The organism is Paenibacillus sp. 23TSA30-6 (assembly GCF_014858585.1).
In the GTDB taxonomy this organism is placed as follows: Bacteria; Bacillota; Bacilli; order Paenibacillales; family Paenibacillaceae; genus Paenibacillus.
The window spans coordinates 166,702-182,007 of the sequence record NZ_SLTL01000003.1; the positions used below are offsets into that span (position 1 = coordinate 166,702).

The following is a 15,306-nucleotide window of genomic DNA, read 5'->3' on the forward strand; positions in this document are numbered from 1 at the left end:
TGGAGATACCCCTTCCATGATTACCAATTTGCAATGAAAGGAATGCTCACGATGCCTTTGAATTTTCAGGTGACACCCAGCGGTTTACCCAAGTTTGAGCCCAGTGTCGCTGTTAATTTGTTGAATCCGAATATTGTGGTGGCTGTCGCTGTTGACTTTAGTAGCGGGCCCCCTCTCATTGGTCTTTACCGATCATTGGACGCAGGGGCGAACTGGACCGATTCTTTACTGCCGCTTCCGCCGGGATATACAGGAGCTGAGGCGGGAATGGTAGCCTATCTGTTTCCCAATATTTTTATCATATCGGCACATGTGTTTCCGGGAAATGAAAACGGGGCTGTCGCGATCTACCGCTCTACGGACGATGGAGCCACCTTTGATCCTCCGGTGGTCATTAATTCGGGCTTTGGAGATTACATTAATAATGACTGGACCAATATTACGACGGATAATGCAGGGGCAAGTCCCTATCTTGGGCATGTCTATGTCACGTATAACCGTCAATACAATATAGAGTTTAATGCCCGGTCTGCGGCCTTCTACCAGCGTTCCACCGATGGAGGTTTAACTTGGGACCGCCCGTTATTGCTTTCGAATATCCAATCCTCCACGGAACGACCTGAGCCTGCGGTCGACAAATATGGCAGCGTATATGTCAGCTGGATTCGTACAGGGCCGCAAACACCGGCTTTTTTTATCCGGCGGTCCTTTGATGGAGGGGCTACCTTTAGCGGAGATATTCTCGTATCCAATATAACGCTTGTGCCCAATCCTTTACCCGTTCCCGGTTATGACTTTCGGATATTGAATTTCCCCAGCTTGGCCGCAGACTGCTCGGGTGTGCCTTCCACAACAAACACGTTATATGCCGTGTGGCAGGATTTTGGCCAGGGATACAGCAATATTTTAATGTCCAAATCACTCAATTTCGGCACAACGTGGAGTGCTCCGGTCATCGTGACGGATAGTCCGCCTGGCTCGCAAAATTTCTTTCCTGCGATTTCGGTGTCGCCCAAGACAGGACTGGTCGTTGTCGTGTACTATACCAATCGACTGGACGGCTTTAATCTGGATGTGTTCGCTGCACAGTCGTCGGATGGAGGTAACACCTTCGTGAACAGCCGCCTGACGACGACCTCCTTTAACCCGAATGCTGGGGGTGGAGTAGGCCCAGTGGAGCTGATTGGCGACTATATTGATGTAGCCATTGTGCCGCCGAACAGCTACATTTCCGTCTGGACGGATACGCGCACCGGCAGTTTGACGATTTTTGCCGGTGTACCGGGAGGTGGAGCCTGATGCCGAACGTACAGCTTACGCCTAACGGAAGGCTGGCGCAGGAGCCGAGTGTAGCTTTCAACCTGCTTGACGGTACCATAATAGCCGCGGCTATTGATTTTACGACAGGGCCGCCGTTGACGGCGGTATACCGTTCAGGTAACGGCGGTGTCTCCTTCACACAGCAGATTTTACCGCTGCCAGCCGGCTATGTAGGGGCGGAATCCCATAGCGTCAGCTACGGTTTTCCCAACTTGTTCGTCATAGCCTGTCATGTATTTACCGCAGACGGCTTGAGCGGTACCATCGCTACCTATGTGTCCAGAGACAACGGTAATACATTTGATCCACCCGTGATTGCCCAGCGAGGGTATGGGACATTTGTCAATAATGTTGAGGTCAGCGTGAAATTTGATACTTCTCAGGTCAGCTCCTATACCGGAAACATCTATTTATGTTATACGCATCAGTACAATCCCGACTTTTTCGGCGGCTCGGTCATGTTTTTCCAGCGATCACAGGATGGAGGGATCACATGGGATACACCCGTGGTGCTCACCGCTGGCTCCAATCAGATCACGCGGGGGGAAATCACCGTGAACATTACAGGGGTGATTTATGTCGGGTACATTGTGACCAATCCTGTTAATGGATACCAAGTCATTGTGTCCTTCAATGGGGGGACAGCGTTCAGTTCCTCGCTACCTGTGTCTTCTGTTGTCCCGGTTCCGAGTCCGTTGCCCGTGCCCGGGTTTGGCTTCAATGTGTTGTCGGCGGCTAATATTGCCGTAGATCATTCTACTAGCCCGAATCAGGGAACACTTTATGCGGTCTGGCAGGATAATCGGGCAGGGTATGCAGATGTACTGCTCGCCCGATCGGTGGATGGTGGATTAAGCTGGACTGCGCCGCAATCGGTGACAGGGGCCAGTGCAGGGGCACAGCATTTTTTCCCGGCCATTGATGTTTCGCCCGTAACCGGCGTGATTAAGATCGTATATTATACCAATCAACTATCCCTCTCTTTATTAGACGTATTTCTAGCCGAATCAGCGGACGGCGGGCTTACCTTTACAAACCGCAGAGTAACAGACAACTCCTTTAATCCTAACGGGATTAGTCCGGTTCCAGTCGTTACAATCGGTAATTTTATTGATGTGACGATCGTACCGAATAACGGATTTTTTGCGGTCTGGACAGATGCGTTATCGGGTTTCCAGCAAATTTACGGAAGTAACGGAATGTAGCTCAGCGTACGAGACAGAGGAGGTGAGGCTGTTTTGAAAATTTTGTTGGCTACGTACTGGCCGATTCCTCATTTGGGTGGCGTATGGCCCTTTATGCTGCAAATTAAACGGAGACTGGAGCTACTGGGTCACACGGTAGACTTGATGGGGAACGGACCGGATACACCTAAATACCATATTGTTTTTGAAGATAGGGAGCTGCTGAAGGCTCAACTGCTGCCCATGCTGGATGCGAAGCTGAATGAGTCGGCTGTACCTGTATTACATTTGGATTCATGGGTGCAGACGGTGGAAAAGGATCGATACTGTATGGAGCTGGCAGCGGCGTATTTTGGGGTGGATCAGTACGATATCATTCACACGCAGGATGTCATTGCGACGCGTGCTCTAAGCCGGGTCAAACGTAAGGATAGCGCATTGGTGGCCAATATTCATGGCTCGCTGGCCCGCGAAGTTATGATGGCTCTCGAACGGGATCATGAGGAGGGTTACCGCGAGACCTTGATGTGGAAATATTATTGGGCGCTGGAGCACTATGGCGCTCTGTCCGCTGATATTACCATTACGTCTACGGAATGGATGAAACAGACGCTCGTCCGTGAATTTGAAGTGCCAGAGCAGCAGATTGCCACCTTCCAATACGGCTTGGATACCGAGCGCTTTTGGGAAGTCCAGGCGAAGGGGACGGACATGACACGACCCGAGGGGAAAAAAGTCATTATTTGTCCCTCACGGTTGGTATATATCAAAGGACTGCATTATCTAATAAGCGCTCTTGGCTTGCTGAAAGCAAGGCGCACGGATTGGGTGTGCTGGATTGTTGGAGAGGGAGACAAAAGGGAAGAGCTTCAAACACAGGCGAAGGAGCTGGGGCTGGTGGAAGAGGTAGTTTTCCTCGGGCATCGTGAAGATGTGCCTGCCCTTTTGCAACTGGCAGATATTTTTGTTCATCCGAGCATACAGGATAATCAGCCCTTTTCGGTTATGGAGGCGCAGGTTTCGGGGCTTCCGGCAGTGGTATCGAATGCGGGTGGACTCCCGGAAATGGTGGAGCATGAACGTACTGGACTGGTTTCCCTGGTTGGCGATGTGGAGGCGTTGGCAGCTCATTTGCAGCATTTGCTGGCTCAGGATGACGTGCGTATGGCCATGGGGAACCGTGCCAAGACATGGGGAACTGCGCATTGGTCTCTGGATGTCATGATTGCACGGCTCGTGGGTATTTACGGGCAAGCGCTCAATCAAGTACTTTGATTCGATAGTGAGGAGGGGGAACATGACTTTTCCTGTAGTTGGAGACTTGTACAACCGTATTTTTGAAATCCAGCAGTCGCACCCGGATTTTGAGGTGGATTATGAAATATGGAACCGGATTAACACCTCGTTACCGGAACATTATAAGCTACCGGACACTGAAATTCTGGAACGTATCAAACAAACTGTGCCATGAGAACGACAGTAATTTAATACATCTGGAGCAATTGTAAAAGGCAGGCGGGGACGTGGTTCCCTGCCTGCCTTTTGGATGATTTCGGATCATGTTCCGTCTGGGTTTTCATCAACCGAATCTTCGTAGACCGAGCCTTGGATCACGAGTGGACCCGTGACAACGGCCCGGCGGTCAGCCGATTGCACGGTCAGGCAATATACATATGGCGCTGTCTGTTCCACGGTTTCCTCATACCTTAGCTCGGCAAAGCCCTCCTGATAGCAGGAATCCTGCAACCAGTCCAGCACGGGACCCTGCCCGTCGTTGCGACGCAGCCGGATATCCAGCTCTCCGATATCCCAGTTGAGCAGCGGATTTTCCCATGCCAAGGAGACTTCAATGACAATACGTCCTTCAGACTCATTCGCAGGAATGATCAACGTAGATAGCACGCTCTCCTGTTCGGTGACCTGAAAAGGCAGCGCATGTGTGCCTGCATCGGCTTTGTTTTGTACCGAATATTTTAACATACCTTCTTCCTCTCCTGTCCGTATATTAGGGCGTCACGGTAAAATGACTGGCTGTACGCATAGCAACCACGTTCCCATCCTCTACAAATTCAGCCAAAATAAATAGCGTTTCCGGATTGCATATACTTGTGACCACCCGCAGGTAAAAAGGATTTTGGGCTGTCTCCATATCCTTGAGCTGTACGACGGAGCCGACTTCGGGAGAAGCGCTCAGGCTAAGGAGCTGCCGCCGGAAAACGCCGCTATCATTCCCTATTTCCAACAGTACATCGACAGGTCTCTTTTCACGATTGAACAGGGTCACATGGCAGCTCTGGATACTGGCGCTGTCATAAGCGAGGTGATGATCAGCAGATAAAAGAAACACGGACATATCCTGTAGCCTCCTTGAATTCCGTTGTATACCAGCTTTATATCATATGAAAATGTGCCATGTCTGGACTGGATAGTTGTACGCCTTTTTTGACAAAATACGCGCCGGGGTCCAACCCTTTTAGCCGAGCTGTGCATGTAATGTAGCGTGGAACAACCTGCGGCCTGAGGAGAAAGGTCGCTTTAAAAAAGGAGGCACGGCTATGAGACTTGCACAACTGGCAGGGGAATATGATGCGGTCTTCAGTTTGGGGCAAAACTGCACGCCTGCCATTCAATTGGAAAAGAATCGCCTGCGGCCGTTTGCCGGGGTGCTGGACTGGATGATGTCTGACACGCTGTCCGATGTGAACCGCTTGCTGGAAAACCGGTTTGCCGGGTTTATGGATTTGCCCAATTTAAGTGTTGTTGGTACGAGCCAACTGAACTATATGGTCAGGGATATCGATTATAACGTGATCTCGGTACATGATTTCCCGCAGGAACGCAATACGTCCGCTGATCTGGCGACTTATCCGGAGTTCAGGGAGAAGATAGACCGCCGTATCGAACGTTTTTTTGCAAAAACGCAGAAGGCGCAGCGCAGCTTGTTCGTCCGTATGCTGGGAACCTATGCAGAGGTAGAGGAACTGGAGCGCATCTTGTCCGGCATGATGGCGCATGAATTTCGTCTGCTCATCGTTAATTGTTCCGGTGTAACAGAGTTGACCGAGTTGGACTGGCAGCTTGCGAATGTATGCGCGGTGGAAATGCCTTTTGCCGATGTATGGAATTACCAAAGTGATCCGCACTGGCGTACGCTTTTTGGGGGAATGTCCTTGTCTTCGGAAAGGGGAGGGCGGCGTGCTTGAGCGATTGCAGGGGGATTATGACGCTGTATTCAGCCTGGGAGGACATTGCCTGCCTTCCATTCAGCTGGATAAAAACGGACTGCGTCCGTATGCGGGACCGCTGGACTGGATGATTTCCGGCAACTTGTCGCAGATCAGTCGCTTGCTGGATGTCCGTTTCGCCGGATTTATGGACCTTGCCAGCCTGCGTGTCACGGGGCATGATTACGGCGAGTATAACTTCATGGTCGAGGATGCGTCGTATGAGATTACGGCGGCACACCATTTTCCCGTTACCCAGAATACATCGGAGCATCTGACTTCCTATCCTGCATTCAAAACGACGCTTGATCGCCGCATCGCACGTCTACTGGAGAAATCTGAGCTTGCGTCCCGTCTGCTGCTGGTTCGTCTGGGGGGTAGCCGGGAGCAGGCGGTAGAATTGCACACCGTGTTATCAAGGATGATCACCCACGATTTTCGTTTGTTATTCGTGGATTATACAGGGACTGCCGGTGTGACGGAGCTGGATTGGGGGCTGGAGCAACTGGTTTCAGTGGCGCTGCCGCCTGAGGATATTTGGAGCGGGCAGGATGAGATGTGGCGCTTTATGCTGGCAAACGTCAGGCTACACGTCTGAACAACGGGAAGGTACGTCTTAGATTGTCTTTGGTGCCTGTGCTTGTGCCTGCGCCTGCGCCAAGCTGTAGAGCGCCGCATAACATGATGGGAAAGGAAGAAACTTGCTTCGGTTCAAAAGGAGGGTGCGCTAGTGAAGGCTTTGGTCACCGGGGGAGCCGGATTTATTGGTTCCCATCTGGTGCGTGCGCTTGCTGATTCGGGCATTAGGGTGCATGTGCTGGATAATCTGACGACCGGGAATGTCGCAAATGTGGACCCGCGCGCGGTCATGCATATGGCGGATATCCGCAGCTCCGTGACTCGGACGCTGCTCATTCGGGAAAGCCCGGATATTGTGTTTCACTTGGCGGCACAGGCCGATGTCCAGCAATCCATCCATCGACCGGATGTGGACGCAGATGTGAATGTGATGGGGACGATCCATCTGTTGCAGGCTTGTCATGAAGCTGGTGTATCCAAGCTGATATTCGCGTCCACATCCGGCGTATACGGTGAACTGCAAAAGCAATATATTCAGGAAGACGATCCCGTGGAGCCGATTTCGGGCTACGGGCTTTCCAAGCTGACCGCAGAATCGTATATCCGGCTTTTTCATCGGTTATATGGCATGAATTACACGATTTTGCGTTACGGTAATGTGTATGGTCCCGGTCAGGCGGCGAAGGGAGAGGGCGGTGTAGTCGCTCTTTTTATGGATCGGCTGAAAAAAGGAAGCCCCTTGCTCATTCACGGCGACGGAACGCAAACCCGCGATTTTGTGTACGTCAAGGATGTAGTCAGAGCCAATATGGCGGCTATACGTGCAGCGGATCAACGTACAGTGCATGTAAGTACGGGACGAACCACGTCCATCAATCGGCTGGCCTACGATTTGCTGAAGCTGCACGGCTCGTCCGTTCGGCCCGTGTATTCAGCTGCGCGGGCGGGAGACATTCACCATAGCTGTCTTAGCAACGCAGTCGCGAGACATTGGCTTCGGTGGGAACCGCTATATGGCATCTCTGCCGGATTGAAGGAAACGTACGTGAGCAGTATGGGTTCTGGCAAAGAAGGCATGTAGCGGGAAAGCGTGGGATTCAGGAAGGGGCTGGGGGATCAGCCTCTTTTTTATGGATAGCCTGGCAGCTACTTATAGGAAAATATGCACTTACCTGATAGAATGGTCAGCAGTATAGATCACAGGTTTCACAAAGGAGGAGTCTGAACCCATGTTGAAGCAGGCTTTAAGAACAATAGGTATCACCCTGGTCACATGTACGTTATTGCTGGATGCAGGTTCTTTTTCTTTAGCAGCCGGTACATCTGTTGCTGCCGGAGCTTCGGACGGAACAACGGATAGCAGTACTACGCAGAACTTGACCATTGAGAAGAAAAATAAATTGCCCAAGGGATTCGTGTATCTGGATGAAGTGATTCCTGCGGCGCAATATGAAATCCGCTATTATAGTGAGAATAACTTTGTCGGCAGACGGATTGATGGATATAAGGGGCCTTTTGCGATCATGACCCATACAGGTGCAGCGGCTTTAAAAGGGGTTAGCGACGATCTGGCAGCCAAAGGGTATCTGTTGAAAGTATACGATGCCTATCGCCCGCAAAAAGCCGTGAATCATTTTGTTAGATGGTCGCAGAATAGCGGTGATCTGAAAATGAAGCAGCAATATTACCCGAAGCTGGATAAGCGCAATTTGTTCAAGCTGGGCTTCATCGCCAGGAAATCCGGCCATTCGCGGGGGAGCACTGTGGATTTGACGCTGGTGGACATCAAAACGGGGAAGACTGTCGATATGGGGAGTCCGTTTGATTTTTTTGGTGATATTTCCTATTACAATACGAAGCTGATCAGCAAGACACAGCAGGCGAACCGAAAAATCCTTAGGGATGCTATGGTGAAGCGTGGCTTCAAACCTTACAGCAAGGAATGGTGGCACTTTACGCTGATGAAGGAACCTTATGCTAAAACATACTTCAATTTTGATGTGGAATAGGAAATATGGGACGATTTAACTAAAAAGGATGGGCAGCTAACCTCCATGGAAGGCGTCAGCCAATCGGCGGAGAGTCTGAAAGGGATGTCCGCCGAGCTACGCCAGTTGATTGGACGGTTCAAGGTGACGGGATAATCATTATCAATATGTATATCAATACACGGAAAGACGGCAGCTTCCTGATGGGAGACTGCCGCCTTTTGCTATTCATCGAAAAATGTCTACATGTTCATTATGATTCGCCAGCCAGCTTCAAGGCTTGATCCAGCACGGCGGCACCGTTTCCTCTACCGTAAGCCATCGTGTCAATGACATCCACAGGGATTCCATAGGGAGCTGCAATTTCGGCAACCGGCTTTTTACGCATCCGTACTTGAGGACCAAGCAAAATAGCAATTACAGAATCTTTAATGCCTTCCAGCTCTTCCTTAATGGTACTTTCGGGGATGGCTTCGATGTTCAGCTCTATGGATCTTGCTGCTGCTTCTTTTTTCATCTTGGAAACCAGAATGGATGTCGACATACCCGCAGAGCAGGCAAGAATAATTTTTTTCATATTTGAACGCCTCCAGAAATTGATTTTTAATTATTTATACTCTTCATCCAGATCAGCAACAAACGAGCGTTCTTTGATGGCAGATTGATACCAGTAGCCGGATTTCTTCAAATGCCGACTTCGACCATTCTCCAGGTTAATTTCCACCAGTCCATAGCGATTTTTAAAAGCATTCATAGGAGAAACGTTGTCTGTAAAGGCCCACAGCATATAACCTGTACAGTTCGAACCATCCTCTACAGCTTGTAACGTGTAGTATAAATGCTCAGTTATAAAGTCAATGCGATAGTCGTCCTGAATGATGTGCTCCTCATTTTTGAAGACAACTTCATTCTCGATGCCCATACCATTTTCCGCGACAAACCACTCGATATTGTTATATTCGTTCTTGATACGCATCCCCATATCGTAAATGATTTTCGGATAAATCTCCCAGCCCCGTGACTTGTTCATTCTTTTACCCGGAAGATCGAAATGCTCATAGTAGTAAGAGGGATGAAAAGGAATATTTTCATTCCACGCCTTACTCTGCGCTTTGACCCGGTGGGGATAATAAAGATTGATCCCGACGTAGTCAACGGTATGTTCCTTAATCACTGTTAGTTCTTCTGTGGTTGATTCAAATGTAATATCATGCGTGCTCATTAAGTCGAATAGTTCTTGCGGGTATTCGCCTTTAATAAGCGGGTCCAAAAATACTCGATTGTAAAATAAATCATACACATGTGCCGCGTACTGGTCATGAGGGGCGCTGGATCGGGCATAAGTAACTTCGGGATTCAGAATAACGCCTATTTTTGCCCCGTTCTGACTATAATTTTTGGCTTTGAAAAGTTGTACGCACTTCGCGGTTGCCAGCGTTTTATTATAATTCCATTGCATCCACTTCCGCGTATTTTGTTCATAGGGATAGCGAAGGGCATCCAGATAGACACGAGTCTGTACAACAATCGGCTCATTAAATGTAAACCAGTGTTTTACCCGATCTCCGTACCGTTCAAAAACCTTTTCCGCATATTTCACAAACAGTTCCACCACATGCTTGGAAGACCAGCCCTCATATTTGTCCAGCAAATAAGCGGGCACCTCGTAGTGCTCCAGACAAATCATGGGCTCGACCCCGCTTGCAATCAACTCGTCAATGACCCGGCTCATATAATCTGCATACGTTTCATCCACGACAACATTCTCATAATCCGTTAAGAAGCGGGACCAATTAATAGAAGTACGATAATGGGTCAGGCCAATCTGCTTCATCAGCGCAATATCCTCGGCGTAACGATTATAGAAGTCGGTTGCACCCGCAGGCCCATATCCATTGTGCCAGACATAGCGGTCATTTTTGTACCATTGGTCGAGAAATGAATCCTGACCTTCTTTTTTACCACTCCAGCCCTCTGTCTGCCAGGCGGAAGCCGCAGCACCCATGATGAAATTCGACGGAATTTGTATCGTATGTTTAGCCATTACATGCTTCTCCTTTTCGTTCTATAGATTCCCAAAGGCCCGTTAAGTAGGCCGCTCCCAGTGCACGGTCATACAGTCCATAGCCGGGCTTTCCTTGCTCTCCCCAGATCATTCTCCCGTGGTCAGGTCTTACATACCCTTCAAACTGATGACGATGCAGGATATGAATCAGCTCCGCCATATCTATGCTACCCGATTCGGATAGATGCGCTGACTCTTCAAAATCACCATTAGGATAACGTTTGACATTACGTAGATGAACAAAATGAATCCTTTTTTGCGCGGCGTATTTGTCTAGCATTTTGGGTAAATCATTGTCTGGTGAGCTGCCTAACGAGCCACTGCAAAAGGTAATACCGTTATGCACACTGGGCTGAAGCTCCAGCAGACAGTCAAAATCCGCTTCTTTGCTAAGAATACGCGGCAGACCCAGAACAGGCCATGGCGGGTCATCCGGATGGATCGCCATTTTCACGCCGACCTCTTCGGCCACAGGAATCACTTCTGCCAGAAAATAAGCTAGATTTTCCCAGATTCCTTCGGCTCCCAGTTGTTTATACTGTTTCATCAAAGCAGGAAGCTCTTTCTTTGGATATGATAAATCCCAACCTGGGAGCGTAAAATCAGCAATGATCGGCTCAATCTTTTTCAGTTCTTCCCCCGAGAAAGCCAATGTCAACGATCCGTCGGGAAGAGGCTTGTCAATGACGGTACGAAACCAGTCAAAGGCAGGCATGAAATTGTAACAGACTACTTTTACCCCGGCATCACCCAGCCTTCTCAGCGTTTCTTTATAGTTGGCAATATAGTTATCTCTGGTGGGGAGTCCCAGCTTGATCGCTTCATGTACCGGAACGCTTTCCACGACTTCAAACTGAAGTCCTGCTTCCTCGATTTGCTGCTTGAGAGCAGTGATACGCTCCATAGGCCATACCTCTCCAGGCGGAACGGTATAAACCGCGCTTACAATTCCTTTGATATAGGGGACATGCCGGATGTAAGAGAGTGGAATGGAATCCTGCTCGCCATACCACCGAAAAGTCATTTTCACCATAATCAGCTTCTTCCTTTAAAGTTGGCGTTAACCTCAATCCATTAAGAATACGCTTTCAATTGAATGATATATTTCTATAGTAGCGCATTATTCAGCCGTTCGCTTGTTGGCAATTTTGACGAACGGGAAATAGATGATAATCGCTACCACAATACAAATGATCTGAGTTACAACGGCGCCAATGCTTCCACCTGTAGACAGGTAGGCATTAATAATAGGCGGAGTAGTCCATGGAACCATGACGACGGCCTTACCTGCAAATCCAAGCAACGTCGAAAAGTAGCCAATCGTTCCTGTGATAAGCGGAGTAATAATGAAAGGGATAGCCATCAATGGATTCAACATAATCGGAAGTCCGAAAATGACAGGCTCGTTAATATTAAACAGGCCCGGTCCAAACGAAAGCTTGGTAATTTCCTTCATATCCTCACGCTTGGAGGCGATCATAATACAAATCAAAAGGGCCAGCGTAATCCCTGAACCACCGATACTCATGTATACGTCCCAGAAAGGCATGGTAATAATGTTCGGAATCGGCAGTCCTTGCTCATAAGCAGTCATGTTGACGGTAATCGCTCCAAGCAGCAGAGGTTCACGAATCGGTTTTACCATTTGGTTCCCGTGAATGCCGATCACCCAGAAGATTTGCGCAACCAGCATCAGTACCAGTATACCCGGCAGTCCTTGCACCACGGTCTCCAGAGGTTTTTGCACCACATTATAGACGGCATCATACAGGTAGAGACCCGTAAATTTATGAAAGAAGAATCCAAGCATCGAGAAGACAGTCACCGTAATGATGGTTGGAATGAGTGCCGAGAAAGAAACAGCCACATTGCTGGGAACACTTTCAGGCATTTTAATTTTTAGCTTATCGGACTTGCCCAGCTTGCTGTACAGCTCAACGGATAGAATGCTTATGAAAATACCTAAAAACAAGCTTTTGGTATCCGTAAACTGGCGGGCTATGACATCCGTTACTTTTTGCATTTCTCCGTTAACCATCAACTCTATCGTGGTTGGCGTTACAGATATAAAGCAGATCACAGCGAGTAGTCCTGGAAAGAGATTTTTCTCCCCGTTAATTTTTCCTAGCTCCAGACCAATCATGAAAATAGCCAGGATGGTAAGGATATTCAAGCTGGCATAGTTAATGCCTGAGAAAATCGGTTTGTACTCTGCCAGGAAGGAGAAAGGTTTAAAATGGGCCAGACCATTTACCGGGTCCATCACCATATTGGAAATCAGAACAGCAAAGGCACCCACAATGATGACAGGCATTAATGTGATAAAGGCTGATTTGATCGCTATAATATATTTAAAATTGTTGATTGCATTTGCCACTGATGTGAGGCCGTCAACCAGTTTGTCTTTGAAAGCCATAGGATAGCGCCCCTCCCTCTACGATTTTGGTACGAATTGATCAATACGTTCATACAGGTCTACAAACTCTGAGGCCATATCTCGAATGGTGATGGCATTCATCAAATGATCCTGAGCATGTACGATCATGACCGACATCTCTGTTTTTTCACCCGCTGCTTCCTTATTAATGATTCTGGTTTGAATTTTGTGGGAGGACACCAGTTCTTTTTTAGCTGAGGCTAATTCTTCTTTGGCTTCCTGAAACTTCCCTGCCTTTGCAAGCTCGATCGCCTCCATGGCCGAGCTGCGTGCATTCCCAGCGTATAATATAATTTGGAATACAATTTCTGTATCATCCATGCCCTCCATACTTACGTCGTGCTCTGTAGTTTCATCATTATTCATGTTTTTTATCTCCTTTCAAAAGCTGCCTTCTTTAGCATTATAATTTGGAATCGCTTTCAATTTAACGCATACTTTTTCCGCTTCTTAACGGAAAAATCGTCTCTTCTAAATGACTTCTTCATCACCAAAAAAGGAGAGACCCCCGCCTTGCAGGCTTCAGGTTCCTCCTTTGCATTACATACTTCTATGTTCAACTATTTTTATGCAGCACTTCTACGAATTCCGTGTACGTTTTGCAGCGGATAAGCTGCTGGACGAGCTTTTCATTATTTATGATTTCAAGCAAAATATGATACATACTCTGTAAATCTTCTGATTTGGTGCGCTGTATGCAGAGCATACAGATAAACTGTACCGGTTTGCCATCCCAATCGATAGCTTTTTGTAATGTACAGATGGCCCAAAACGTGAAATCAGCGAAAGGTTCCATCGGATGCGGGATCGCGACAAAATTGCCAAATGATGTTGGGGAAACAGCTTCACGCTCTACCACAGATTGCAGCAGGGGGCCTTTCACAAGATCGGCTTCGTGTATTTTTGCGGCTATAAATTCAAGCACTTGGAGTTTGTTATCGAACTTCTGCTGAAGAAAAACCAATTTTTTTCGTACATACTGCACAGCAGGAAGTCTTGCCTCTGAGATTGCTTGTTCAATTTTAGTGATATCGGAACCGCCCAAAAATGTATTCACATGTATCATGGGTACAGAAAGCGGTTCTGAAATGGGGATCGTGCTAATGACAAAGTCCAGTGCATCCAACGGCATTTGTTTAAGCTTATAAAATTCAGTGGTTCCCACGATATCCAACCTGGAACCGAAGACCGATTGAAGCTTATAATACAGCAGCTTTGCGCTGCCGAGTCCAGAAGCACATACGATCATGCACCTTTTGGGTGCGCCCTCTATTTTCTTTCTTTCCATCGCGACTCCGATATGAATGGCTAAATACCCAATTTCATTTTCCTCGATGTGTATATGAAGCCGTTGCTTGATGACTTCTGCAGCAATGATACCTGCTTCAAAGGCAAGCGGGTAATTGGCTTTGATTTCATCGAGCATAGGATTACGCAAATTCATTCCGTATTGATAGCGGTTAATGACCGGTTTGAGGTGAAGGCAAAAAGCAATCAGCAATTCCTTGTCGTTGTGAATGTTCATTTTCAACTGCTGATCAATTTGGTCCAGTATTTCAATAGTTAGCTCGTAGATATCTTTATCAATGATCTTTTTAATCTCTACTTCATCCAAATGGGCACTAACGACTGTCCTTACACCCAGCAGGTGCACAGCAATGTACGCAACTTCAACAAGTGGAAAGGAGTGCTTCATGTTTTGTTCTAAAGCAGATACGATCTCAGTCGCCACCATAAACTCTTTCTGCGCTTCAATTTTTTTCATTTCTTGAGGATAATACGAAACATACCTTTCTTCACGAATACGCTTACATGCTATAGCAATATGAATGACCAGATTGTTCAAAGCAATGTCCGACAACTGAATATCATTGAACTCAATGCGATCCAGAATCACTTCTCTTATGCATTCCATCTCTTCGTTAGAAATCAGAGGAGGGTGGGACATCTGCTGCTCGCCTATTTCATCTGTTCTACTGAATATATAGTCGGAAATGCAATAACGCAGCTTGGCCTCGTTACCTTTGACTCGAATACCATGATACGGTCTGTTCTCCAGGGATAGTCCGTAGGTTGCCAGTAACATGCGCAGTTCTTTGAGGTCATTCTGTAAAGTAGATCGACTAACATACAGGATCTCAGCTAAATCATCAAGTTTGATATATGCATTGGTGAGCAGTAGCTTTTTCATTAAAAAACGATTTCTCGCTTCAGAAGAATTCACTAATGGATAGGGCACATTATTTTCATAATCCTTTAACTGCTTCAGCAGATGATGAAATGCTTGTTCGTCCCGAATCTCTAACTTGTAGCCTGTTCCTTTAAGGGGTTTGACTGCTGCTCCATGCTTCGACAACAGCGCACCCAATTCCTTTAAATCCGTTCGTATGGTTCGAGAGGATACCTTCAATACATTTGCCAAGTGTTCTCCGTTGACCAACTGTTCTGCAACCAATATACGAAGAATATCAAAAATACGCAAAATGAGCCTCCTTCCATAGCAGTTCTG

16 protein-coding genes are annotated in these 15,306 nt (G+C 47.6%); 8 read left to right on the forward strand and 8 right to left on the reverse strand.

The window, feature by feature from the left end; genetic code table 11:
* Window positions 1–51: 51 nt before the first annotated feature.
* Genes E0698_RS04010 through E0698_RS04025 form a run of 4 tightly spaced genes read left to right on the forward strand, consistent with a single transcriptional unit; the run spans window position 52 to window position 3,975 of the window.
* Window positions 52–1,299, forward strand: a complete 1,248-nt coding sequence (locus E0698_RS04010) for a sialidase family protein (protein ID WP_238353847.1) — start codon at window positions 52–54, stop codon at window positions 1,297–1,299.
* The gene (locus E0698_RS04015; RefSeq protein ID WP_192510689.1) at window positions 1,299–2,525 is read left to right on the forward strand and encodes a sialidase family protein; all 1,227 of its coding nucleotides are present in this window, start codon (window positions 1,299–1,301) and stop codon (window positions 2,523–2,525) included. The genes E0698_RS04010 and E0698_RS04015 overlap by 1 nt, the downstream gene beginning before the upstream one ends.
* A gap of 33 nt (window positions 2,526–2,558) precedes the next feature.
* Entirely contained in the window at window positions 2,559–3,779 is a 1,221-nt protein-coding gene (locus E0698_RS04020; protein ID WP_192510690.1) for a glycosyltransferase family 4 protein, read from the forward strand.
* A 22-nt stretch (window positions 3,780–3,801) separates the two neighbouring features.
* The gene (locus E0698_RS04025; RefSeq protein ID WP_187644874.1) at window positions 3,802–3,975 is read left to right on the forward strand and encodes a hypothetical protein; all 174 of its coding nucleotides are present in this window, start codon (window positions 3,802–3,804) and stop codon (window positions 3,973–3,975) included.
* 86 nt (window positions 3,976–4,061) lie between these two features.
* Here the strand turns inward: E0698_RS04025 and E0698_RS04030 are convergent, their stop codons facing one another.
* Together E0698_RS04030 and E0698_RS04035 are read right to left on the reverse strand one after the other, a co-directional pair.
* A complete protein-coding gene (locus E0698_RS04030) occupies window positions 4,062–4,484 on the reverse strand; it encodes a hypothetical protein (RefSeq protein WP_192510691.1) in 423 nt (140 codons plus the stop codon).
* Between the two features lie 25 nt (window positions 4,485–4,509).
* Window positions 4,510–4,857: a hypothetical protein gene (locus E0698_RS04035; RefSeq protein ID WP_149094722.1), complete on the reverse strand. Its 348-nt coding sequence runs from the start codon at window positions 4,855–4,857 to the stop codon at window positions 4,510–4,512.
* A 202-nt stretch (window positions 4,858–5,059) separates the two neighbouring features.
* Between E0698_RS04035 and E0698_RS04040 the strand changes: the two genes are divergently transcribed.
* The 4 genes from E0698_RS04040 (at window position 5,060) to E0698_RS04055 (ending at window position 8,316) form a co-directional block, all read left to right on the forward strand.
* Window positions 5,060–5,707 carry a DUF1796 family putative cysteine peptidase gene (locus tag E0698_RS04040; RefSeq protein WP_192510692.1) on the forward strand — a complete coding sequence of 216 codons (648 nt, stop codon included), beginning with the start codon at window positions 5,060–5,062 and terminating at the stop codon, window positions 5,705–5,707.
* Window positions 5,700–6,326, forward strand: a complete 627-nt coding sequence (locus E0698_RS04045; RefSeq protein WP_149094724.1) for a DUF1796 family putative cysteine peptidase — start codon at window positions 5,700–5,702, stop codon at window positions 6,324–6,326. The genes E0698_RS04040 and E0698_RS04045 overlap by 8 nt, the downstream gene beginning before the upstream one ends.
* Before the next feature lie 132 nt (window positions 6,327–6,458).
* Window positions 6,459–7,388 (forward strand): NAD-dependent epimerase/dehydratase family protein, encoded by a 930-nt coding sequence (locus E0698_RS04050; RefSeq protein WP_192510693.1) that lies wholly within the window; start codon window positions 6,459–6,461, stop codon window positions 7,386–7,388.
* 148 nt (window positions 7,389–7,536) lie between these two features.
* Window positions 7,537–8,316 carry a M15 family metallopeptidase gene (locus tag E0698_RS04055; RefSeq protein WP_192510694.1) on the forward strand — a complete coding sequence of 260 codons (780 nt, stop codon included), beginning with the start codon at window positions 7,537–7,539 and terminating at the stop codon, window positions 8,314–8,316.
* 232 nt (window positions 8,317–8,548) lie between these two features.
* Here E0698_RS04055 and E0698_RS04060 read toward each other — a convergent pair whose 3' ends face one another.
* From E0698_RS04060 to E0698_RS04085, 6 genes are all read right to left on the reverse strand, one after another.
* Window positions 8,549–8,872, reverse strand: a complete 324-nt coding sequence (locus E0698_RS04060) for a PTS sugar transporter subunit IIB (RefSeq protein ID WP_134912935.1) — start codon at window positions 8,870–8,872, stop codon at window positions 8,549–8,551.
* A 30-nt stretch (window positions 8,873–8,902) separates the two neighbouring features.
* Window positions 8,903–10,339, reverse strand: a complete 1,437-nt coding sequence (locus E0698_RS04065) for a glycoside hydrolase family 1 protein (protein ID WP_192510695.1) — start codon at window positions 10,337–10,339, stop codon at window positions 8,903–8,905.
* Window positions 10,332–11,390, reverse strand: a complete 1,059-nt coding sequence (gene uxuA / locus E0698_RS04070; RefSeq protein ID WP_192510765.1) for a mannonate dehydratase — start codon at window positions 11,388–11,390, stop codon at window positions 10,332–10,334. The genes E0698_RS04065 and uxuA overlap by 8 nt, the downstream gene beginning before the upstream one ends.
* 90 nt (window positions 11,391–11,480) lie before the next feature.
* The gene (locus E0698_RS04075; protein WP_134912936.1) at window positions 11,481–12,776 is read right to left on the reverse strand and encodes a PTS sugar transporter subunit IIC; all 1,296 of its coding nucleotides are present in this window, start codon (window positions 12,774–12,776) and stop codon (window positions 11,481–11,483) included.
* Window positions 12,777–12,794: 18 nt separating this feature from the next.
* Entirely contained in the window at window positions 12,795–13,163 is a 369-nt protein-coding gene (locus tag E0698_RS04080; RefSeq protein WP_192510696.1) for a PTS lactose/cellobiose transporter subunit IIA, read from the reverse strand.
* 190 nt (window positions 13,164–13,353) lie between these two features.
* Window positions 13,354–15,279, reverse strand: a complete 1,926-nt coding sequence (locus E0698_RS04085) for a BglG family transcription antiterminator (protein ID WP_192510697.1) — start codon at window positions 15,277–15,279, stop codon at window positions 13,354–13,356.
* Window positions 15,280–15,306 lie beyond the last annotated feature (27 nt).

Coding starts and splice junctions, on each gene's coding strand:
- E0698_RS04010 (WP_238353847.1), top strand. CDS start 52: ATGCCTTTGAATTTTCAGGTGACACCCAGCGGTTTACCCAAGTTTGAG.
- E0698_RS04040 (WP_192510692.1), top strand. CDS start 5,060: ATGAGACTTGCACAACTGGCAGGGGAATATGATGCGGTCTTCAGTTTG.
- E0698_RS04015 (WP_192510689.1), top strand. CDS start 1,299: ATGCCGAACGTACAGCTTACGCCTAACGGAAGGCTGGCGCAGGAGCCG.
- E0698_RS04030 (WP_192510691.1), bottom strand. CDS start 4,484: ATGTTAAAATATTCGGTACAAAACAAAGCCGATGCAGGCACACATGCG.
- E0698_RS04080 (WP_192510696.1), bottom strand. CDS start 13,163: ATGAATAATGATGAAACTACAGAGCACGACGTAAGTATGGAGGGCATG.
- E0698_RS04035 (WP_149094722.1), bottom strand. CDS start 4,857: ATGTCCGTGTTTCTTTTATCTGCTGATCATCACCTCGCTTATGACAGC.
- E0698_RS04025 (WP_187644874.1), top strand. CDS start 3,802: ATGACTTTTCCTGTAGTTGGAGACTTGTACAACCGTATTTTTGAAATC.
- E0698_RS04055 (WP_192510694.1), top strand. CDS start 7,537: ATGTTGAAGCAGGCTTTAAGAACAATAGGTATCACCCTGGTCACATGT.
- E0698_RS04065 (WP_192510695.1), bottom strand. CDS start 10,339: ATGGCTAAACATACGATACAAATTCCGTCGAATTTCATCATGGGTGCT.
- E0698_RS04075 (WP_134912936.1), bottom strand. CDS start 12,776: ATGGCTTTCAAAGACAAACTGGTTGACGGCCTCACATCAGTGGCAAAT.
- E0698_RS04060 (WP_134912935.1), bottom strand. CDS start 8,872: ATGAAAAAAATTATTCTTGCCTGCTCTGCGGGTATGTCGACATCCATT.